This window comes from Deltaproteobacteria bacterium GWC2_65_14, assembly GCA_001797615.1.
Taxonomy (GTDB): Bacteria; Desulfobacterota; Deferrimicrobia; order Deferrimicrobiales; family Deferrimicrobiaceae; genus GWC2-65-14.
In genome coordinates this window covers 894-21,530 of the sequence record MGPV01000013.1, presented here as the reverse complement: position 1 = coordinate 21,530, position 20,637 = coordinate 894, and the positions used below count along the sequence as shown (strand labels likewise).

Annotated in this window: 20 protein-coding genes and 2 pseudogenes (1 of these 22 cut by a window edge); 13 read left to right on the top strand and 9 right to left on the bottom strand. The window is 66.3% G+C overall.

Annotated elements, in window-relative coordinates; translation table 11 throughout:
• Window positions 1-159 precede the first annotated feature (159 nt).
• From A2X88_02525 to A2X88_02480, 10 genes are all read left to right on the top strand, one after another.
• The gene (locus tag A2X88_02525) at window positions 160-1,518 is read left to right on the top strand and encodes a UDP-glucose 6-dehydrogenase (protein ID OGP35316.1); all 1,359 of its coding nucleotides are present in this window, start codon (window positions 160-162) and stop codon (window positions 1,516-1,518) included.
• A gap of 16 nt (window positions 1,519-1,534) precedes the next feature.
• Window positions 1,535-2,599, top strand: a complete 1,065-nt coding sequence (locus A2X88_02520; protein ID OGP35315.1) for a glucose-1-phosphate thymidylyltransferase — start codon at window positions 1,535-1,537, stop codon at window positions 2,597-2,599.
• Window positions 2,600-2,615: 16 nt separating this feature from the next.
• Entirely contained in the window at window positions 2,616-3,071 is a 456-nt protein-coding gene (locus A2X88_02515; protein ID OGP35314.1) for a dTDP-4-dehydrorhamnose 3,5-epimerase, read from the top strand.
• A gap of 82 nt (window positions 3,072-3,153) precedes the next feature.
• Window positions 3,154-4,188 (top strand): dTDP-glucose 4,6-dehydratase, encoded by a 1,035-nt coding sequence (locus A2X88_02510; protein OGP35335.1) that lies wholly within the window; start codon window positions 3,154-3,156, stop codon window positions 4,186-4,188.
• Between the two features lie 52 nt (window positions 4,189-4,240).
• A complete protein-coding gene (locus tag A2X88_02505; protein ID OGP35313.1) occupies window positions 4,241-4,603 on the top strand; it encodes a hypothetical protein in 363 nt (120 codons plus the stop codon).
• Between the two features lie 93 nt (window positions 4,604-4,696).
• Window positions 4,697-5,449, top strand: coding sequence for an electron transfer flavoprotein subunit beta (locus A2X88_02500; GenBank protein ID OGP35312.1), 753 nt, complete (start codon window positions 4,697-4,699; stop codon window positions 5,447-5,449).
• A gap of 127 nt (window positions 5,450-5,576) precedes the next feature.
• Entirely contained in the window at window positions 5,577-6,551 is a 975-nt protein-coding gene (locus A2X88_02495) for an electron transfer flavoprotein subunit beta (protein ID OGP35311.1), read from the top strand.
• A 116-nt stretch (window positions 6,552-6,667) separates the two neighbouring features.
• Entirely contained in the window at window positions 6,668-7,975 is a 1,308-nt protein-coding gene (locus tag A2X88_02490; GenBank protein ID OGP35334.1) for a UDP-N-acetyl-D-glucosamine dehydrogenase, read from the top strand.
• 11 nt (window positions 7,976-7,986) lie between these two features.
• Window positions 7,987-8,946, top strand: a complete 960-nt coding sequence (locus tag A2X88_02485; protein OGP35310.1) for a Vi polysaccharide biosynthesis protein VipB/TviC — start codon at window positions 7,987-7,989, stop codon at window positions 8,944-8,946.
• Window positions 8,947-9,330: 384 nt separating this feature from the next.
• Complete coding sequence (locus A2X88_02480; protein ID OGP35309.1) at window positions 9,331-10,044, top strand: hypothetical protein; 714 nt, start codon at window positions 9,331-9,333, stop codon at window positions 10,042-10,044.
• Here A2X88_02480 and A2X88_02475 read toward each other — a convergent pair.
• Genes A2X88_02475 through A2X88_02465 form a run of 3 tightly spaced genes read right to left on the bottom strand, consistent with a single transcriptional unit; the run spans window position 10,041 to window position 12,038 of the window.
• On the bottom strand, window positions 10,041-10,847 hold the full coding sequence (locus A2X88_02475) for a hypothetical protein (GenBank protein OGP35333.1): 807 nt from the start codon (window positions 10,845-10,847) through the stop codon (window positions 10,041-10,043). The two genes, A2X88_02480 and A2X88_02475, sit on opposite strands and share 4 nt — an antisense overlap.
• Window positions 10,847-11,842 (bottom strand): hypothetical protein, encoded by a 996-nt coding sequence (locus A2X88_02470; GenBank protein OGP35308.1) that lies wholly within the window; start codon window positions 11,840-11,842, stop codon window positions 10,847-10,849. Before A2X88_02470 ends, A2X88_02475 begins: the two co-directional genes overlap by 1 nt.
• 1 nt (window position 11,843) lies before the next feature.
• Window positions 11,844-12,038 carry a hypothetical protein gene (locus A2X88_02465; protein OGP35332.1) on the bottom strand — a complete coding sequence of 65 codons (195 nt, stop codon included), beginning with the start codon at window positions 12,036-12,038 and terminating at the stop codon, window positions 11,844-11,846.
• A 209-nt stretch (window positions 12,039-12,247) separates the two neighbouring features.
• On the opposite strand from A2X88_02465, the gene A2X88_02460 reads away from it, so the two are divergent.
• Entirely contained in the window at window positions 12,248-12,529 is a 282-nt protein-coding gene (locus tag A2X88_02460) for a hypothetical protein (GenBank protein ID OGP35307.1), read from the top strand.
• Window positions 12,530-12,661: 132 nt separating this feature from the next.
• Window positions 12,662-13,597 (top strand): hypothetical protein, encoded by a 936-nt coding sequence (locus A2X88_02455; protein ID OGP35306.1) that lies wholly within the window; start codon window positions 12,662-12,664, stop codon window positions 13,595-13,597.
• Here A2X88_02455 and A2X88_02450 read toward each other — a convergent pair.
• The 3 genes from A2X88_02450 to A2X88_02440 are packed head-to-tail and all read right to left on the bottom strand — an operon-like array spanning window position 13,575 to window position 16,401.
• Complete coding sequence (locus A2X88_02450; GenBank protein ID OGP35305.1) at window positions 13,575-14,240, bottom strand: hypothetical protein; 666 nt, start codon at window positions 14,238-14,240, stop codon at window positions 13,575-13,577. The genes A2X88_02455 and A2X88_02450 overlap by 23 nt on opposite strands.
• Window positions 14,228-15,649, bottom strand: a complete 1,422-nt coding sequence (locus A2X88_02445) for an iron-sulfur cluster-binding protein (protein OGP35304.1) — start codon at window positions 15,647-15,649, stop codon at window positions 14,228-14,230. Before A2X88_02445 ends, A2X88_02450 begins: the two co-directional genes overlap by 13 nt.
• On the bottom strand, window positions 15,649-16,401 hold the full coding sequence (locus A2X88_02440) for a Fe-S oxidoreductase (GenBank protein OGP35303.1): 753 nt from the start codon (window positions 16,399-16,401) through the stop codon (window positions 15,649-15,651). Before A2X88_02440 ends, A2X88_02445 begins: the two co-directional genes overlap by 1 nt.
• Window positions 16,402-16,609: 208 nt before the next feature.
• On the opposite strand from A2X88_02440, the gene A2X88_02435 reads away from it, so the two are divergent.
• Entirely contained in the window at window positions 16,610-18,574 is a 1,965-nt protein-coding gene (locus tag A2X88_02435; protein ID OGP35302.1) for a hypothetical protein, read from the top strand.
• A 12-nt stretch (window positions 18,575-18,586) separates the two neighbouring features.
• On the opposite strand, the gene A2X88_02430 is transcribed toward A2X88_02435, so the two are convergent.
• The 3 genes and pseudogenes from A2X88_02430 to A2X88_02420 all read right to left on the bottom strand — a co-directional run.
• Window positions 18,587-18,925 carry a transcriptional regulator gene (locus A2X88_02430; protein ID OGP35301.1) on the bottom strand — a complete coding sequence of 113 codons (339 nt, stop codon included), beginning with the start codon at window positions 18,923-18,925 and terminating at the stop codon, window positions 18,587-18,589.
• 21 nt (window positions 18,926-18,946) lie between these two features.
• A pseudogene (locus tag A2X88_02425) lies at window positions 18,947-20,404 on the bottom strand (ammonia permease).
• Window positions 20,405-20,430: 26 nt separating this feature from the next.
• Window positions 20,431-20,637: pseudogene (locus tag A2X88_02420) on the bottom strand (hypothetical protein) (it continues 494 nt past the right edge of the window).

Here is a 20,637-nt window from a genome sequence, read left to right as displayed (position 1 = left end):
AGGGGATAAAGACATTATCCTGACATAGATTTTTCCCTCGCGCCGGTGTATCGGGGCGGGGGAACGGGAAGGCCCCGCGGCGCGGATCGCGAATGACCGGGCCGTGAAGATCCGGTATGGTAATTCCGTTATGGAGTTCAAAGAGATGAGGGAGGATCGATGAACGTCGGGATCGTCGGGACCGGGTATGTCGGGCTGGTGACGGGGGTCTGCCTGGCCGAGCGGGGGAGCAAGGTCCTCTGCGTCGACAGCGACCCGGAGGTGGTGCGGAAACTCTCCTCGGGGGAGGTGACGATCTTCGAGCCGGGTCTCGAGGAGATCTTCCTGCGCAACCTGAAGAAGGAGCGGATCGCCTTCACGGGGGATCTCGAGGCCGTGGTGCTGTCCTCCCGGGTGCTCTTCCTCTGCCTGCCGACGCCGCCCGACGAGGACGGCTCGGCCGACCTGCAGTACATCCTCGGGGTCGCCGAGGAGATCGGGAAGATCCTGGCGAAGCATCCCGCCGCCGGCTACAAGGTGATCGTGGACAAGAGCACCGTGCCCGTAGGGACGAGCGAGAAGGTGGACGCCGCGATCCGGAAGAGCCTCGACGGGAAGTTGGAGTTCGACGTGGTCTCCAACCCGGAATTTCTCCGGGAGGGGTTCGCGGTGGAGGATTTCCTGCGCCCCGAGCGGGTCGTGATCGGCACCCGGAGCGAACGGGCGGTCGACCTGCTCAAGGACCTCTACGAGCCGTTCCTGCCGGCCGGCTCCCCGGTGATCGTCATGGACGAGAAGAGCGCCGAGGTGACCAAGTATGCCGCGAACGCCTTCCTCGCGATGAAGATCTCCTACATGAACGACCTGGCGAGGTTCTGCGACGCGGTCGGCGCCGATGTCGAGCAGGTGCGGGAGGGGATCGGGTCCGACTCCCGGATCGGGAAGCGGTACCTCTTTCCCGGCCTGGGGTACGGCGGCTCCTGCCTTCCCAAGGATGTCAAGGCGCTGCTGAAAAGCGCGCAGGACGCGGGGACGCCGCTGACCATCCTGCAGTCGGTGGAGGAGATCAACCGGGAGCAGCGCAGGCGCTTCTACCTGAAGGTGGAAAAACATTTCACGGGAAAGCTGGAAGGACTGCGGGTGGCGGTCTGGGGGCTGGCCTTCAAGCCGAACACCGACGACGTGCGCGAGGCGCCGGTCTTTTATCTCCTCGACTCGCTGCTGGCGGCGAAGGCCTCCGTGGTCGTCTTCGACCCGGAGGCGACGAGGAAGGTGAAGGCGAAGTACGGCGACCGGCTCGAGTATGCCGAGTCCTCGTACGGGGCGCTGCAGGGGGCCGACGCGCTGCTGGTCGTGACCGAGTGGAACGAGTTCCGCAAGCCCGACTTCGGGCTGATGAAGAACCTGATGCGGCAGCCGGTGATCTTCGACGGACGAAACATCTACGATCCGGCGCGGATGCGGGAGGGCGGATTCGTCTATCATTCCATCGGCCGCAAGTCGCTCGAGGCGCACCCCCAAGAACCGGGACGTTCCTAAGAACTGGAGAGGGAAGATGAAAGGTCTGGTGTTGAGCGGCGGGAAGGGGACGCGCCTGCGGCCGATCACCTTCACGAGCGCGAAGCAACTGCTTCCGATCGCGAACAAGCCGGTCCTCTTCTACTGCCTGGAGCAGCTGTCGGAGGCGGGGGTGACCGACGTCGGGATCGTGGTGGGGGAAACCGCGGCCGAGATCCGGCAGGCGGTGGGGGACGGGAGCCGGTTCGGGGTGAAGGCGACCTATATCGAGCAGGACCATCCCGGCGGGCTGGCCCACGCCGTGAAGGTCTCCGAACCGTTTTTGCAGGAAGATTCATTCATCATGGTCCTGGGGGACAACCTGCTGCGGGACGGGGTCGTCTCGATCGTGGAGGAGTTCCGGAATCACCCGCCGAACTGCCAGATCCTCCTGACGAAGGTGAAGGACCCCAACCAGTTCGGGGTGGCGGAACTGAAAGACGGCAAGGTGGTCCGGCTGGTCGAGAAGCCGAAGGAGTACATCTCCGACCTGGCGCTGGTCGGGGTCTACCTCTTCGACGCGAACGTGTTCAAGGCGGTCCGGGAGATCCAGCCTTCGTGGAGAGGCGAGCTGGAGATCACCGACGCGATCCAGTGGCTGGTGACCCACGGGTACACGGTGCGGCCTCACCTGGTGACCGGCTGGTGGAAGGACACGGGGAAGCTCGAGGACATCCTGGAGGCGAACCGGATGGTCCTGGACGGGATGGAGGAGAGGATCCTGGGGCGGGTCGACGGGAAAAGCCGGGTGGAATTCAAGGTCCGCCTCGCGGAGACGGCCGTGGTCGAGAACAGCGTCGTCCGGGGGCCGGCGGTGATCGGGGAGGGGACGCGGATCGTCGACTCCTACGTGGGGCCCTTCACCTCGATCGCTTCGGGATGCACGATCCGGAACGTGGAGATCGAGCACAGCATCGTCCTCGAGCGGTGCACGATCGAGGGGGTGGGGACCCGGATCATCGACTCCCTTCTCGGGCGGGACGTGGCGATCCGGAAAGGCGACGGTCAGCCGCACGCCTACCGGTTCATGCTGGGCGATTCCTCCGGGATCACCCTGCCGTGACAAGGAGGCCGAAGCGATGATCGACGGCGTGATGGTCAAAAACCTCAAGGTGATCCCGGACGAGCGGGGGCGCCTCATGGAGATCCTGCGCAGCGACGACGAGATCTTCCGGAAGTTCGGCCAGGTCTACCTGACCACGGGATATCCCGGCGTCGTCAAGGCGTGGCATTACCACAAGCTCCAGACCGACCACTTCTGCGTGGTCAAGGGGATGATGAAGGTGGTGCTCTACGATTCCCGGGAGGGGTCCCCGACGAAGGGGGAGGTGAACGAGTTCTTCCTGGGAGAGCACCGTCCGATCCTGCTGCGGATCCCGCCGCTGGTCTACCACGGGTTCAAGACGACCGGCCTCGAGGAGGCGCTGCTGATCAACATCCCCACGGAGCCCTACCGGTACGACCAGCCGGACGAGCACCGGGTCCACCCGCACGACAACGACATCCCCTACTCCTGGGAGAGGAAGGACGGATGATCCTCCTTCGCTCCGCAGTGGAAAATTCCGGGGGGAGCTTCGGAGGATCCGGGGCATGGACGCGTCGGGAAAGGAGCGCGGGATGAAGGAGAACGGCGTCCGGCTCCTGGTCGCGGGAGGCGCCGGGTTCATCGGGTCGAACTTCATCCGGCATCTCCTCGGCGCCCACGGCGACTGGCAGGTCGTCAACGTCGACATATTGACCTACGCCGGGAACCTCGCGAACCTGGCGGACCTCTCCGGGGACGGCCGGTACCGGTTCGTCCGGGCCGACATCTGTGACGCCGCCCGGATCGAGGGAATCGTCGCGGAAGCCGCCCCCGACGCGATCGTGAACTTCGCCGCGGAGACCCACGTCGACCGCAGCATCGCCGACCCGTCCCTTTTCCTTCGGACGAACGTCCTGGGGACGCAGGTCCTGCTGGACGCGGCGCGCAAGGCCGCAGTCGCCCGGTACGTGCAGATCTCCACCGACGAGGTGTACGGCTCGCTCGGCGCGACCGGGAAGTTCACGGAGCAGTCGCCGCTGCGGCCCAACTCCCCCTATGCCGCCAGCAAGACGGCCGGAGATCTCCTGGCCCGGGCATATTTCAGGACCTACGGCACCCCCGCGATCGTCACCCGCTGCTCGAACAACTACGGCCCGTACCAGTTTCCCGAGAAGCTGATCCCCTTCTTCGTGACGCTCCTTGCGGCCGGGAAACCGGTGCCGGTCTACGGCGACGGGGGAAACGTCCGGGACTGGATCCACGTGGACGACCACTCGCGGGCGGTCGAGGCGGTCCTGCTGCGGGGGAAGCCGGGGGAGATCTACAACATCGGCGGCGGGAACGAGCGGACCAACATCGAGATCACGAAGCTGCTCCTGTCGGCGATGGGGAAGCCCGAGTCGATGATGGCGTTCGTGCCGGACCGCCCCGGCCACGACCGTCGATACGCGATCGACGACGGCCGCGTGCGGACGGAGCTGGGGGTGGCCCCGCGGGTGCCCTTCGAGGAAGGGCTCCGGGCGACGGTCCGCTGGTACCTGGAGAACGAGCCCTGGTGGCGGGCCGTCCAGTCGGGGGAGTACCTCTCCTTCTACGACCGCTGGTACCGGGAGCAGGGACGCGGCTGACGTGTCTTGGCGGATGGATTCCCGGGCGGGGTTGAGGTTGTCGCAACGGCGGTTGTACCTGGCGCTGCTGATCCTGTGGGCGTTGCTCACCTTCGTACTGACGTCGATTCCGAACCCCGACATCCCGGTCCATTTCCGGTTCGCCGACAAGGCGGCCCATCTCGGGTTCTACGGGGTGATGGGGGTTCTCTGCGGGCTCTGGCGCCGGGCCTCGGGATGCTCCGCGCAGCAGGCGGTCCTGCAGACCCTCCTCTTCATCGCCGTCGCCGGGGCGATCGACGAGGTCCACCAGCACTGGATTCCGGGCCGCACGATGAGCCTCCTCGACTGGGCGGCGGACCTTCTGGGCGGCGGCACGGGAGCGGCGTTTTCCGCCGTTCTCCCCCGCATTTTCCCGTTCCTCCTGACTGAATAGTGGTTCATTTTCCGGTTGATTCCCCCCGGTCTTTCCGGTATCATCCCCCGTGGCTCCGGTCCCCGGGGCTTCCACGCATCCTGGAGGTGACACGTGAAGATACTCGTCGCGATCAAGCCGGTCCCCAACCCCGACGAGAGGGTCAAGATCACGAAGGACGGGAAAGGGATCGTGCTGGACAACATCAAGATGGTGGTGAATCCCTTCTGCGAGATCGCGGTGGAAGAGGCGCTGCGGATCAAGGAGAAGCAGGGGGGCGAGGTGGTGATCCACACCATCGGCCCGAAGCAGGGGGAGCAGCAGGTCCGAACCGCCCTGGCGATGGGGGCCGACCGGGCGGTCCTGGTGGAGACCGGGAACGATCTCGACAGTCTCGGCGTGGCGAAGGTGATGGCCAAGGTCGTGGAGCAGGAGAAGCCGGACCTGGTCCTCATGGGAAAGCAGGCGGTCGACGACGACAACAACCAGGTGGGGCAGATCCTGGCGGCGCTGCTCTCCTGGCCGCAGGCGACCTTCGCCTCGAAGATCGAGTTTTCCGAGGACGGGAAGCGGGCGAACGTCACCCGGGAGGTGGACGGCGGACTGGAGACGATCGGGGTCCCCCTTCCCGCCGTGGTCACCACCGACCTTCGGCTCAACGAGCCGCGGTACGCCTCCCTCCCCGGGATCATGAAGGCGAAGAAGAAGGAGATGAAGGTGATCGCCGCCGATTCCCTGGGAGTGGAGATGAAGCCGAAGGTTCGCCTGGTCTCCCTGGCGCCGCCGAAGGAGCGGGCCGGAGGCACGAAGGTGGCCGACGTGGCCGAGCTGGTCGCCAAGCTCAAGAACGAGGCGAAAGTGCTCTAACCTCAGAACGGGGACGTTCCTGAGAATTGAGGATGTCTCTGGGGCCTGTGGTGTGTTGAATTTGCAAACGTGAAAGGAACCACTTCTTAGGAACGTCCCGGTTCTTGGGGACGGAAGGAATTGATACATGGCGGACATACTGGTAGTGGTCGAGCATCAGGAAGGGGCCTTCAGGAAGACGACCCTGTCGACGCTCACGGCGGCGAAGACCCTCTCCGGCCTGGCCGGCGGGGAGGTGGACGCGCTCGTGCTCGGGAAGGGGGTCGGGGCGGTGGCCGACCTCGTGGCCGGGCACGGGGTGCGCAAGGTCCTTCTCGCGGAGAACGCCGACTTCGAGAAATACCTCGCGGTGACCTACGCGCCCGCGGTGGCGCAGCTGGTGAAGGAGAAGGGGTACGGCACGGTGATGGCCCCGGCCTCCACCTTCGGGAAGGATTTCATGCCGCGGCTGTCCGGCCTGCTCGACGCCCCCATGGCGGGCGACATCGTGGGGATGGCCAGGGAGGGGGAGGCCCTTCGGATCCTGCGCCCGATGTACGCGGGAAACGCGATCGCCACGGTGGAGATCGAGGGAAGCCCGGTCCTGCTCACGGTGCGGCAGACGGCGTTCGACCCCGCGCCGGAAAGCGGGGAGAAGGCTCCTGTGGAGGCGGTGACGCTGACGGCCGACCCGGGGGGGAGCGCGTTCGTCGGCCGGGAGGAGACCAAGTCGGGGCGCCCCGAGCTCACCGAGGCCCGGGTGGTCGTCTCCGCGGGGCGGGGGATCAAGTCGAAGGAGAACTACAAGCTGGTCGAGGATCTGGCCGACCAGCTGGGAGCGGCGATCGGGGCCTCCCGGGCGACGGTGGACGCCGGGTGGGCGCCCAACGACTGGCAGGTGGGGCAGACCGGGAAGATCGTGGCCCCGGAGCTCTACATCGCCCTGGGGATCAGCGGGGCGATCCAGCACCTGGCGGGGATGAAGGACTCCAAGGTGATCGTGGCCATCAACAAGGACGAGGAGGCGCCGATCTTCCAGGTCGCCGACTACGGGCTGGTCGCCGACCTGTTCAAGGCCGTTCCCCAGCTGATCACGGAGCTCAAGAAGCTCAAGTCCGCCTGAACCGGGGCCGATAGGTAGGGGAGCGGGCCCCCGCGCGGACCCGGACGGAGCGCCATGCCGGCGCCGTTCCCGGGTCGCGCCGTTATCCTGATTCTGGAGGTGCTACGATGCCCGGCATTGGATCCCCGGACGATCTTCTCTCCCGCATCCGGCGGAAGGAGTTCACGGCGGCCGTCGTCGGCCTGGGGTACGTGGGGCTGCCTCTCGCGGTGGAGTTCGCGGAGGCGGGGATCCCCGTGATCGGGATCGACTCCGACGGGGCCAAGATCCGGGCGATCCGCGCCGGGAAATCCTACATCGGGGATGTTTCTTCGGAATCGCTCCGCGCCGTGGTGGAGGCGGGGCGCCTGAGGGCCACCTCCGACTACTCGGCGCTGGCCGAGGCGGACACCGTGAACATCTGCGTCCCCACCCCCCTGCGCAAGACCAAGGACCCGGACCTTTCCTACGTCGTCAGCGCCGCCGAACAGGTGGCGAAATACCTGCATCCGGGGATGCTGGTCGTGCTGGAGAGCACCACCTACCCCGGGACCACCGACGAGCTTCTGGTGCCGCTGTTCGAGGAGAAGGGGTTCAAGGCCGGCCGCGACATCTTCCTCGCCTTCTCCCCCGAGCGGGTCGATCCCGGCAACCCGATCTACACGACCAAGAACATCCCGAAGGTGGTCGGCGGTGCGACCCCGAGGTGCACGAAGGTGGCCGTCGCCCTTTACCAGGGGGTCCTGGAACGGGTGCACCCCGTGTCCACCGCGACGGTGGCGGAAATGGTGAAGCTGCTGGAGAACACCTTCCGCGCGGTGAACATCGGGCTGGTGAACGAGATCGCCCTCATGTGCGACCGGATGGGGATCGACGTCTGGGAGGTGATCGACGCGGCGAAGTCCAAGCCGTTCGGCTTCATGCCCTTCTACCCGGGCCCCGGGATCGGCGGGCACTGCATTCCGCTCGATCCCTTCTACCTCTCCTGGAAGGCGAAGCAGTACGGCTTCGAGTCCCGCTTCATCGAGCTGGCCGGGGTGATCAACGGGCAGATGCCCCACTACGTCGTCGGCAAGGTCGTCGACGCCCTGAACCGGTTCAAAAAATCGGTCAACGGGGCGAAGATCCTGGTGCTGGGGGTCGCCTACAAGAAGGACATCAGCGACGTCCGGGAATCGCCCGCCCTGGACATCCTGCAGCTGCTCGGCCAGAAGGAGGCGAAGCTCTCCTACTGCGATCCCCACGTGCCGCTGCTCGACGAGCACGGGATCCGGATGAACGCGGAGAAGTTCTCCGCGTCGACGCTGCGGAAGGCCGACTGCGTGGTGGTGGTGACCGACCACAGCGCATTCGACTACAGGATGGTGGCCAGGGAGTCGAAGGTGGTCGTCGACGCCCGCAACGCCCTCAAGGGGAAAAACGGGTCGAAGATCATCAAGCTCTGAGCGGAGGACGGATGGACTACCTGGTGACGGGCGGCGCCGGCTTCATCGGCTCGAACCTGACGGAGGCGCTCCTTTCGGCCGGGCACCGGGTCCGGGTCCTGGACAATTTTCTCACCGGCAAGCGGGAAAACCTGGCCGGCCTCGCGCAGCGGTACGGGGACGCCTTCGAACTGCACGAGGGGGACCTGCGCGACCAGGACACGGTGCGGCGGGCTGCGGAGGGCGTACCCTATGTCCTCCACCAGGGGGCGTTGCCGTCGGTCCCCCGCTCGGTGGCCGACCCGGTCCTCTCCAACGGGATCAACGTCGGGGGGACGGTGAACCTGCTGATCGCCGCCCGCGACGCAGGGGTCCGGCGGGTCGTGTTCGCCGCCTCCTCCTCCGCCTACGGCGACACCCCGGAGCTGCCGAAGCGCGAGTCGATGACCCCCAACCCGAAGAGCCCCTACGCCGCCCAGAAGCTGGCGGGGGAGCACTACATGCGGATCTTCTTCGAGGTGTACGGGCTGGAGACGGTGTCGCTCCGGTACTTCAACGTTTTCGGGCCGCGGCAGGATCCGACGTCGATGTACGCGGCGGTCATTCCGAGGTTCATCACCTCGGTGCTATCCGGGGAGCCCCCCACGGTGTACGGCGACGGCGGCCAGACGCGGGATTTCACCTACATCGACAACGTGGTGCGGGCGAACCTGCTGGCCTGCGAGGCGCCGAAGGCGGCCTGCGGGAAGGTGTTCAACATCGCCTGCGGGGAACGGATTTCGCTGCTTTCGATCCTCGAGATCGTCTACGGGCTGGCCGGGCGCCGGGTGCTCCCCCGGTTCGAGCCGCCCCGCCCGGGCGACGTCCGAGACTCCATGGCCGACATCACCCTGGCGAGGGACCTGCTCGGTTATGCCCCGAAGATTCCATTCCGCGAAGGATTTTCGAGTACCTTCGACTTCTTCCGCAAGATCCAACCGGACCGGGGATGACCGGTTCCGGTCCTCCTCGGACCGCCAATCGAACTAAGAACCGGGACGTTCCTGAGAAGTTCTTCCATCCGACAAAATCCGGTCGGTCATTTCGAGCGAAATGATTGAAGTTCTCATGGAAGCTGGTGCTTTGGCGTGATGATTGAACCGGCTCCGTTCATGCCCAGAGCACCCCGAGTTGATTTTCCGGGCGCGTATCATCATGTATACGGCCGTGGAATCGAAAAACGAGACATTTTCGTGGATGACCAAGACCGTTTTGTATTTCTCGAGCGGTTGGGGGGGAACCTGAAGCGATGGAATCTTTCCTGTTTCGCCTGGGCATTGATGCCGAATCATTTTCATCTGTTGCTCCATAGCCGAGGAGGGGAACTACCGTTTTTTATGCAATGCCTGCTGACCGGTTATTCCATGTATTTCAACAAGCGCTGTATTCGCGCTGGGCATCTTTTCCAGAACCGGTACCAATCCAGGATCATCACCAAAGAATCGTACCTGCGGGCCGCGATTCGGTACGTCCATCTCAATCCTCTTCGCGCCAGGCAGGTTCAAACCTTTCGATATCTGGAGGAATATCCCTGGACGGGGCATAAATATATCCTTGCCGGGGATAGGGCCGGTTGGCAGGATCTCTCCGCCATCCGGGAGTTCTTCCCGGGCGAGGATGATTCCTCATGGATATGTCGATACCGTGCATTCGTCGAGACCGGATCGTACCTTGAAGAGATTCCTCATCGGGAGGATGCGATTGGGGCGTATCCGACCGACACCGTCGCCGAAATGAATGCAGGAACCGCCCGCTTGCATGCTCGATTCCTCAAGATCCTTTCGGTCGTATCGATGCGCTGCGGGGTCCCCGAAGATCGGATTGTGGGAAGGGCAAGGGGGTATGCGGAGGTCGATGCAAGACGACAAGTGCTTCGGGAGTGCAAGGCCAGGATCGATGTGCCCGTAGCGTTGATCTGCCGATGGCTGGAAATCTCGGAGGGTGCGGGGCGGTACCTATTGCGATCAGAGAAACGAGATCTCGATATAAAATATGTCGGGAATATTCTGCGAGATGTCCCTTTTCCCCGTCTCGGGGACCAAAGTTCTTAGGAACGTCCCGGTTCTGAGGTTTTCCGGCAGGCGATCAGGAAGGCAGAGTGGGAGAACATCCACTGGACCGGGCGGACCGACTGCCCCTTGACGTGCCAGGGACGGTGGATCACCTCGAAGACCTCCGGCTCCGTGAATCCGCCCGCCGACTCGACCCGGTCGACCAGCTGCTTGACCTGGATCGTGGAGGGAAGGTAGGAGAGGAGGATCCCCCCCGGCGCGAGCGCCTCCCGCGCGTGGGGAACCGCCTGCCAGGGCTCCGGAAGGTCCAGGACGATCCGGTCCACCCCCGTTTCCTCGATCCCCTGGTAGATGTCGCGCACCTTGATCTCGTGGTTCGGGCATTCGCCCAGGAATTTGCGGACCGTCCCCCCGCCGCTTGCCGCGAAATCCTCCCGGATCTCGTAGGAGACGAGACGCCCCGAGGGGCCGACCGCCTCGAGCAGCTTGATCGCCAGCGCCCCCCATCCGATCCCCGCCTCGATCACGAACGCCCCCGGGAAGATGTCGGCCCACAGGAGGATCGGCCCGATGTCCTTGGGGTAGATGATCTGGGCGTGGCGCTTGAGCGTCATCGCGTACTGGATGAAGGTGGGGCGGAAGACCCGGTACCCGGCGCCCATCGCCGTCCAGACACGGCAGCCGTCCGGCTTCCCGAGGATGTCGTCGTGGTGCAGGTTTCCCTTGTGCGTTCCGAACGCCTTCCCCGCGCAGAGGAGGAGCCGCCGCTCCTCCCCCTTCGGATCGACGAGGATCACCTCTTCCCCTTCCCGAAGCGGTCCCCGGGGGCTCCTTCCCGCCATCATCGCCCTCCCGCTTTCCTCCGCCCGTGGAGGACCTTCTCCCGGAGGCGGCAGTAGGAGCAGGTCTCCGCGAAGGAAGGCGCTCCGCAGGCCACGCAGCTGTCCGGGGCCTCCCCGGACTCCTCCCGTTCGGCATCCCCCGCCTTTTCCTCCGTGCCGTGCCTCCTCCCTTCGCCGTCGAGGAAAGTTCTTAGGAACGTCCCGGTTCTTGGGGGTTTGCTGTTCAGAAAGCCGTGGTAGAAGCGGATGCGGGTCCCCGGCATCTCCTCCTCGAGCAGGGTGAGCGCCTCCTTGTAGACGAGCGAGGTGGCGTCGACGCTCATCGGGCACTCCTCGAGGACGTAGTCGATCCCCTTGAGAAAGCCGTAGGAGGCGGTCTCCCGCTCGCTCACGCGCCACAGCGGCTTGACCTTGCGCACCAGCCCCCCTCCGGTTTCCGGCAGCAGCGGATGCTGCCGCGCCAGGTGCTCTTCCTGCCAGTGGAGAAGGTTCCCGAGCAGGCGGGCCGCCTCGTCGTCGAGGTTATGTCCCGTGGCGACGACGGTGAACCCCCGCTCGGCGGCGATCCGGTTGAAGAAGTAGCGCTTCACCGTCCCGCAGACCGCGCACTCCTCCTTGCGGCTCCTTCCGGCCGCCTCCGGGATCGGGACCCCCTCCCTCCCGAGGTCCACGACGATCGGCTCCTTCCCGCGGGGACCGGCGAACGCCAGCACCTTCTCCCTCGAGCGCTCCGAGTAGCCGGGGATGCCGAGGTCGATGTAGAGACCCTCCGTCTCGTATCCCAGCTCCATCAGGATGTCCCACAGGACGAGGCTGTCCTTGCCGCCGGAGACGCAGACCAGCACCCGGTCCTCCCGGGAGATAAGGGAGAACTTCCGGATCCCCTCCGTGACCTGCCGGCGGAAGAAGACGAAGAAGCATTCCGGGCAGAAGGCGCTGTGGTGGCTCGGCAGCTCCACGGAGGCCTGCGCCTTCCGGCACCGCTTGCACTTCACGCTATCCCCCCGACACCACGGAGAGGATCTCGACCGTCTCCCCGTCCTCGACCCGCTGGTCCCTGGTGAGCAGCCTCTTTCCCTGCGTCACCAGGACCGTCGACGGCCGGACCCCCGCCGCCTCGAGAATGTCCATCACCCGCTTCGGCCCCGGAACCTCGATCTCCCGGTCCTTCTGCGGGATGCGCACCCGGATCACCGCCGATCCCTCCCGTCGAACGAAATCCCGCGCGTTGCGGCGTTGGGCCTATCCTACCAGTTTCCCTGGGAACGCGCTGGATCTCACCCCCCGGGATCGGGTTTCCGGTTGAGCCCCCGTCTTCGCGGGAGTAAGATGTCCCCATTCGATTTTCCAACGCGTAAAGGAGGAAGTGGACGATGCGTCTTCGCAACAGTGCCCTGTCCTTGGCGTTTCTCGCAGTGATGGCTCTCGCGGCCGCCTGTTCCAAGCCCGAGGCCCCGAAGCCGCCGGCCCCCGCGGTATCCGCGACCGCCGAGGGGAAGGCTCTCTTCGAGCAGAAGTGCAGCGTGTGCCACGGGCTCGACCGCGCCACCGCGAGGGCGACGAACAAGGAGGAGTGGGCGGCGATCATCATATCGATGCAGGCGAAGAAGGCGGACTGGATCCCGGAGGCCGACGCGGCGAAGATCCTCGAATACCTCTCCACGGAGCATGGGAAGAAATAGGGGGCCGGAGGCCAAGTAGGGACCGCCGGGTTCCGCCGGGCGTTCGGGAGACCACCGGATCGGTGAACGGGGCGGGCGGCCCGCCGGGTGCGGGCCGCCCGTTTTGCATTCGCGGAAGGGGGGGAAAGAGCCGTGGACATCCTGCAGGCGGTCCTGCCGGTGTTCCTCGTGATCGCGATCGGCGCCGCCGCGCGCAGGTTCCGCTTCATCGGGGAGGGGTTCATCGACACGGCGAACGCGCTGGTCTACTACCTGCTCCTTCCCGCCCTCCTGTTCTACAAGATCGGGACGTCGAACTTCCGGGAGGCCTTCAACGCCCCGCTCGTGCTCGGGGGGTACGCGGCCACCGTCGCGACCTTTCTCCTGGCGACCCTGCTCTCCCGCCGCATCGGGATCACCCCCGCCGAACAGGGAGTCTTCGTCCAGGGGGCGTTCCGGGCGAACCTGGCCTACGTGGGTCTGCCGATCGTCTTCTCGGTGGTGGGGGACGCCGGGCTGCGGAAGGCCGGGATCCTCCTCGGCTTCATGGTCCCCCTGCTCAACGCCCTGGCGGTCGTCGCCCTGATGCTGCCGCACGGGGGAGATGGAGGCCGTAAGGGGAACGCGGTCCGGGTGCTGCGGCAGCTGGCGACCAATCCCCTCATCCTCTCCTCGTTTTCCGGGATCGTCTGGAGCGGGCTCGCCCTTCCGGTTCCGCGGTTGATCGGGAACACGCTGGAGATCCTCTCCTCGGCCACCCTCCCCCTGTCGCTGCTGTGCCTGGGAGGATCCTTCTCCTTCGAGCGGGCGCGGTCGGGGTTCCGCAGCGCCGCCCTGGCCGCCTCGATGAAGATCCTGGTGCTGACCGCGGCGGCGGTCGTCGCCTACCGCTGGCTGGGACTGTCTGGGGAGGATCTCAGGGTCGGCGCGATCATGATGGGGTGTCCCACCGCCGTGGTCACCTACGTGATGGCCTCGCAGCTCAAGGGGGACACCGACCTGGCCGGGAGCATCGTGGTCGTTTCCACCGCCGCCTCCGTGTTCACGATCACCGGCTGGCTGTTCCTCATCCGGGCGATGGGCTGGTAAGCACCGCGATCACCCCGCGGGGCCCGTGGACCCCGATGGTCAGCGTGAGCTCGATGTCGGCGGTCCGGCTGGGGCCGGTGATGCAGGAGATGTTGCGCGGGGGATCGGCGGAAAGGACCTCGAGGCACTCCTCCATCGCCGCATGGAAGATCCCGTGGGAGAGGATCGCCACGTGGATGTCGGTCAGAAGCCCGGGGAGGAGCGTCTTTCCGCCGCGGCTGGTCTGGACGATCGTGCCGGTCTCCGCGATGGCGAACTCGGCGGTCTGGATTCCCGCCGTCACGGGGGGGAGGGGCAGCCGCAATTCGTCCGGAGAGACGATCCGGAACGGCCCGACGATCGCGAGGGTCTCTCCCAGGATGCGTGCCGCGTCGTCCTCCCGTGGGAAGAGCAGGGAGGTGACCCCTTCCGCCCGCAGCGCCTGCGCGAGGGCCGGCAGGACCGCCTCCGGGGAGGCCCCTTCCAGGAACGTTCCTCCTGTCGCCTCGAACCGGCTCCGGAAGAGGGAGATCCTCTCCGGACCCCCGGCAGGCTCGGGGGGAACCCGCGCCGCCGCGCCGTCCGGGGGGCCGGCTCCGCCATGCCTGCGCAATGCCGCGCGGACCCGGGCGAGCAGAACCTCCTTTCGGGTTACCGGTTCCATGGACGGATCCCCCGGGCCTTCTTCCAGAGGCGCCGGAATGGCTGGGGGGCCGGGGCGGGGAAGTCGCGCCGGTCGGTCCAGCCGGAGAAGGGCGGGGGGAGGCGGGTGACCCGGCCTTCCCGGGAGAAGAGCCCGGAGAGGGCCCCGGCCATCCTCTGAAGTGCCTCCAGCACGCCGGCCCGTCCCATCACCCCCGCATAGGCTTTCGCTCCCAGGACCTCCAGCGGGGTCTTCAGCCCCTGCTCCCGCTCGTCCGAGCGAAGCTCCAGCAGCATCTCCGGCAGGGGGATCCCGACCGGGCAGACCTCCTCGCAGGCGCCGCAGAGGGTGCTGGCGTTGGGAAGGGCGGACGCCTCCGGCAGACCCAGCATCAGGGTGCTCAGAACGGAGCCGATCGGCCCGGGGTAGACCCACCCGTAGGCGTGCCCCCCGATGCTCTGGAAGACGGGGCAGGCGTTGATGCAGGCGCCGCACCGGATGCATTTCAGGATGTCCCGGTATTTTCCGGCGAGGATCCCGCTGCGCCCGTTGTCCAGCAGGATGACGTGCAGCTTCGAAGGCCCCTCCGCGTCCCCCGGCCGCTTCGGCCCGGTGAGGACCGAGAGGTAGGAGGAGGTCCGCTGTCCCGTCGCGCTGCGCGCCAGCAGGCGCAGGAAAAGGGGGAGGTCCGTCAGGCGCGGGATGATCTTCTCGATCCCCGCGATGACCAGGTGGACCCGGGGGAGGATCGTCCCCATCCGACCGTTCCCCTCGTTGGTCACCAGGACGACCGAGCCGGTGTCCGCGCAGAGGAAGTTCGCCCCGCTGATCCCCATCTGCGCCGAGAGGAACTTCTCCCGCAGCCGCCTCCGGGCGATGCGGGTCAGCTCGGGGATCTCCTCCGTGTAGGGCTCCCCGAGCGCCTTCTCGAAGAGCGCCGACACCTGTTCCCGCGTCTTGTGGATCGCGGGGGCGATGATGTGCGAGGGGGGCTCGCCGGCGAGCTGGATGATGTACTCCCCGAGATCGGTCTCCACCACCTCGACGCCCGCCTCCTCCAGAGCGCCGTTCAGGCCGATCTCCTCGGCGGCCATCGACTTCGATTTGACCGCGAGGGTCACCCCCTCCTCCCGGGCGATGCCGGCGGCGATCCTCCGGGCCTGCGCCGCGTCCGAGGCGACGTGGACGGAGGTCCCCCGCCGCTCGGCCTCGGCCAGGAACCGTTCGAGATGCCGGTCGAGATGTTCGAGCGCCTCCGACTTGACTTGGGAGGCCTCCCGGCGCGCCGCCTCGAATCCGGGGAACTGGGCGATCGCGGCCGCCCGGTTCTCCACGAACCTCTCCGTCGCCCTTCCCAGCGCGGTCTGGAGCGGACGGTCGGAGAGGGCCTTCTCCGCGTTCCGGTGGAAGGAGCGGGTGCGCGGCTCCATCACCGCGCTCCCTCGAGGGATCCGGCGAGGATCTCGGCGATATGGACCGCCCGGACCGGGTACCCGGTCCGCGAGATCGCCCCGCCGATGTTCATCAGGCATCCGGTGTCTCCGGAGGTCACGAAGGCCGCGCCGGTCTCGAGGATCCTCTCGATCTTCCGGTCGACCATCCGGCAGGAGATCCCGGGATACTTCATGGCGAAGACGCCGCCGAACCCGCAGCAGCGTTCGCTTTCCTTCATCTCGACGAACTCCACGCCGGGAATGGCGCGCAGCAGCTTCCGGGGCGCCTCCGAAACCCCGAGCCCCCGGCGGAGGTGGCAGGAGTCGTGATAGGTCACCTTGCCCCGGAAGGACGACCGGGGTTCGGTCACCCCGAGGATCTCGACGAGGAACTGGGTCAGCTCGAAGACCCGCTCGCCCAGGGCGCGGGACCGGGAAAGCATCCCCGGCTCGTCGCGGAAGAGGACCGGGTACTCGTTCTTCACCATCGCGGCGCAGGATCCCGAGGGGGTCACGATAGGATCCTCGCCTTCGAAGACGGAGAGAAAGCGGGCCGCCATTTTCCGCGCTTCCCGCCGGTTCCCCGAGTTGAAGGGCGGCTGGCCGCAGCAGGTCTGGGAGAGGGGAACGCGGACCTCCACCCCGAACCGCTCGAGGACGGCGACCGTGGCGAAGCAGACGTTCGGGAAGAACGTGTCGGCAAGACAGGTCGAGAACAGGGAAACGCGCATCGGGAGCTTCGGGGCCATCCATGAAGTATATCCAACGGGAATCCGATCCGCCTCGCAAATTCCGCGATGGAGCGCGGTTCCCCCGGTTTCCGGGAATCCGGAGCGAAGCAGGGTTCTTCCCGCCTTGTATTCTTCTCGCCTTGTAATTGACGCGGAATCTCGCCGGGATTACGATGATGTCCGGCCGGGCGGTGCATGATGACCGGCAACAACGGAGTGACAGGGCATGTCCTTCATCCGGCGGGCCAAGCTTCTCCTTTTCGGTGCTCCCCGAAACCTCTTCGATCCCAAGGTCTTCCACCAGATTTCCCTCATCGCCTTCTTCGCCTGGGTGGGGCTGGGCGCGGACGGGATCTCCTCCTCCGCCTACGGTCCGGAGGAGGCGTACCTCGCCCTGGGGAACCACACGGTGCTGGCCCTCTTCGTGGCCCTGGCCACGGTCGTCACCGTGTTCGTCATCTCGGGGAGCTACTCGCAGATCATCGAGGCGTTCCCATCCGGCGGGGGCGGGTACATCGTCGCCTCCAAGCTCCTGGGGGAGCGGGTCGGGGTCGCTTCGGGGTCGGCGCTCGTGATCGACTACGTCCTGACCGTCACCATCTCCGTGGCAGCGGGGGTGAACGCCGTCTTCAGCCTCCTCCCGCCGGGGTGGGGGGAGCACAAGTTCCTCACCACCGGTTCGGTCATCCTGCTCCTCGTCTGGCTGAACCTCCGGGGCGTGAAGGAATCGGTCACGGCCCTCACGCCGATCTTCGTGGCGTTCCTCCTTTCCCACGTGCCGCTCGTCCTGTACGGCGTCCTTCGCCACGTGTCCGACATCCCCCTGCTTACCGCCCGGGTGTCGGAGGACCTGTCCGCCTCCGCGTCGCAGATGGGCTGGCTCGGCGTGGCCGCCCTCCTGTTGCGCGCCTACTCCATGGGGGCGGGAACCTATACGGGGATCGAGGCCATCAGCAACTCCATGCAGACCTTGCGGGAGCCCCGGGTCCGGACGGGGAGGAGGGCGATGCTCTACATGGCCGTCTCGCTCTCCTTCATCGCGGGCGGGATCCTCCTGGGATACGTGCTGAACGGCGTCCGCCCCGTGGAGGGAAAGACGCTCAACGCCGTCCTGTTCGAGGGGCTGGTCCGTGATCTGGGCGGGGAAGGGACCGGCCGGATGGTCCTCGCCCTCGTGATGGGGACGGAGGCGGTCCTGCTATTCGTCGCGGCCCAGACGGGGTTCCTGGGCGGACCCCAGGTTCTCGCGAACATGGCGGTCGACTCCTACATGCCCCGCCGGTTCGCGTACCTCTCGGACCGGCTGGTCACGAAGTACGGGGTGGTTTTCATGGGGGGGATGGCCTTTCTGATGCTCTTCATCACCGGGGGCTCGGTGCAGTACCTGGTCATCATGTACTCGATCAACGTGTTTTTGACCTTCACCCTCTCCCAGTTCGGAATGTGCGTCCACTGGCGGAGGAGCCGGGGGGAGGAGCGCCGGTGGCGGGGCCGCCTCGCGCTGAACGGCGTGGGGTTCCTGCTGACCGCGTCGATCCTGTGCGTGACCGTATGGATCAAGTTCCCGGAGGGGGGATGGGTGACCCTCCTCATCACCGGGTCGTTCGCCGGCCTCTCCTTCCTGGTGCGGCGCCACTACCGGCAGTCCCAGGAGTATGTACGGCGTCTGGACGCCCTGCTGACCCAACTCCCCGCCCCGACGGAGTCCCGGACGGACGTCGCGGCGCGGAGGGACGCCCCGACGGCCGCGATCCTGGTTTCCGGGTACAACGGGATGGGGATGCACGTCTTCTTCTCGGTGGTCCGTTCCTTCCCCGGGATGTTCCGGAACTTCGTCTTCCTCTCCGCGGGGGTCGTCGATTCCAGCCGGTTCAAGGGGGCCGCCGAGGTGGCGAACCTGGGCGAGGACCTCGCGGCCCAGCTGGGGCAGTACGTCTCCTTTGTCCGGGCCAGCGGGTATTACGCGGAGGTGCGCCAGGAAGTGGGCACCGACGCCATCGAGATCATCGACCGTCTCGCCGCCGCCCTGGTGAGGGACTTCCCGAACACGACCTTCTTCGCCGGCAAGCTCGTCTTCCGGGAGGGGACCTTCCTGTCCCGGTTTCTCCACAACCAGACCGCGTTTCTCGCCCAGCGGAAGCTCGTGTACCACGGGATCCCGATGTTCGTTCTGCCCATCCGGGCGATGTAGGGGGGCGGTTCGCTACAAAGCTTCGCGTCCCCGCTCGCCCGTGCGGATCCGGACGACCTCCTCCACGTCGTAGACGAAGATCTTCCCGTCGCCGATCTTCCCGGTCCGGGCCGCGGTGAGGATCCGCTCCACGACGGCGGCGACCGAGTCGGCCGGAACCGCCGCCTCGATCTTGATCTTCGGGACGAATTCGACCATGTATTCCGCCCCGCGATAGATCTCCGTGTGTCCCTTCTGGCGGCCGAACCCCTTCACCTCGACCACCGTCATCCCGCTGATCCCCAGCTCCTGCAGGGCGCTTTTCACCTCGTCGAGCTTGAACGGCTTGATGATCGCCTCGATCTTCTTCATGTCGGGTTACCTCTTCTCGATCAGCTGGAAGTTCGGGTACGCGGCGTTTCCGTGCTCGTGGTAGTCCAGACCTTCCATTTCCTCCTCCTCGCTCACGCGGATGCCGTTGCAGAGGATTTTCGTCACGAACCAGAAAGCCAGGGAGAGGGCGAAGACCGCCGCCCCGACCAACGCGACGCCCAGGAGCTGGGGCCCGAGCTGGCCCATGCCGCCGCCCAGGAACAGCCCCTTCTTGGCTGCCGCCGCGGCCGGGCAGACGGCGGGGTCGGCGAAGAGGCCCAGGGCGATGGTCCCGAACACCCCGTTGGCCAGGTGAACCGCGGTGGCGCCCACCGGGTCGTCGATCCGGATCCGGTCGAAGAAAAAGACCGCCAGGACGACCAGGATGCCGGCGATGAGGCCGATGAGGAGAGAACTGGGGACGCTCACGAAGGCGCATGGGGCGGTGATCGCCACCAGGCCCGCAAGGCAGCCGTTCAGGGCCATCCCGAGGTCGGGCTTGCCCAGGAGCACCCAGGCCGTGATCATGGAGGAGAGGGTCGCGGCCGCGGCGGCCGTGTTGGTCGTGGTGGCCACGTGGGCGATGGAGGCCCAGTCCGCGGCCATGGTGGAGCCGGGGTTGAACCCGAACCATCCGAACCAGAGCACGAACACGCCGATGGCGGCCGAGGTCATGCTGTGGCCGGGGAAAGCGTTCACCTTGCCGCCCGGACCGTACTTGCCGATCCGCGGTCCGAGCATGATGATGCCGGCCAGCGCCGCCCAGCCGCCGATGGAGTGGACGACGGTGGAGCCGGCGAAGTCGAGGAACCCCTTGCTCGCGAGCCAGCCGCCGCCCCAGATCAGATGCCCGCCGATGGGGTAGACGATCCCCACCATGAAGAAGGTGAAGATGACGAACGCCTGGAACTTGATCCGCTCGGCCACCGCTCCCGACACGATCGTGGCCGCGGTTCCTGCGAAGACGAGCTGGAAGAAGAACTTGGCCCACAGCGGCACGCCCGTCCAGTTGAGGGCGCTGTACACGCCCTGGTAGGCATCTCCCATGGCCGGGCTGTTGTCGGCCCCCGTGGCGAAGAAGAGGCCTTTGAGGCCGAAGAACGCGGTTCCGTCCCCGAACATGAGCCCGAAGCCCAGCGCCAGGAACGCGAGGGAGGAGACCGCGAACACCACGAAGTTCTTGAAGAGGATGTTGACGCAGTTCTTGGCCCGGCAGAAGCCCGACTCCACCAGCCCGAAGCCGAGGTTCATGAAGAAGACCAGGAAGGCGGTGACCATCACCCAGACGGTGTCCATGGCGATCTTCTGGTTGGCGATCGCGTCGGCCATCTCCTGGGTGAAGGCGGGCGCCGATGCGGCCTTTTGGACCGCAGGGGCCGGGGCCTCCTCGGCGGATCCGACGGCGGCGGCGCCGGAGAGAAAGAGGGTGGCGAGGAATACCAGAATCAGGGGCCATTTCCCAATCGTGGATCGGGTCATCGGTTCGCTCCTTTCCTGCCCGCCGGCTAGAAATTGATGTCGAGTTGTACGGTGAAGGTGTTCTCCCCGCCCGTCGTCTTCTCGTTGTAGATGTCGTACCCGAAGATGACGCTCACGTTCTCGGCGAACGCGTAGGAGACGCCGAAGCTCAGGGCGCCGATCGCGGAGTCGGTCCCCTGGTAATCCACCGCGGCCCAGAGCTTGTCGGAAATCTCGGAAAGGGTGCGGTCCCA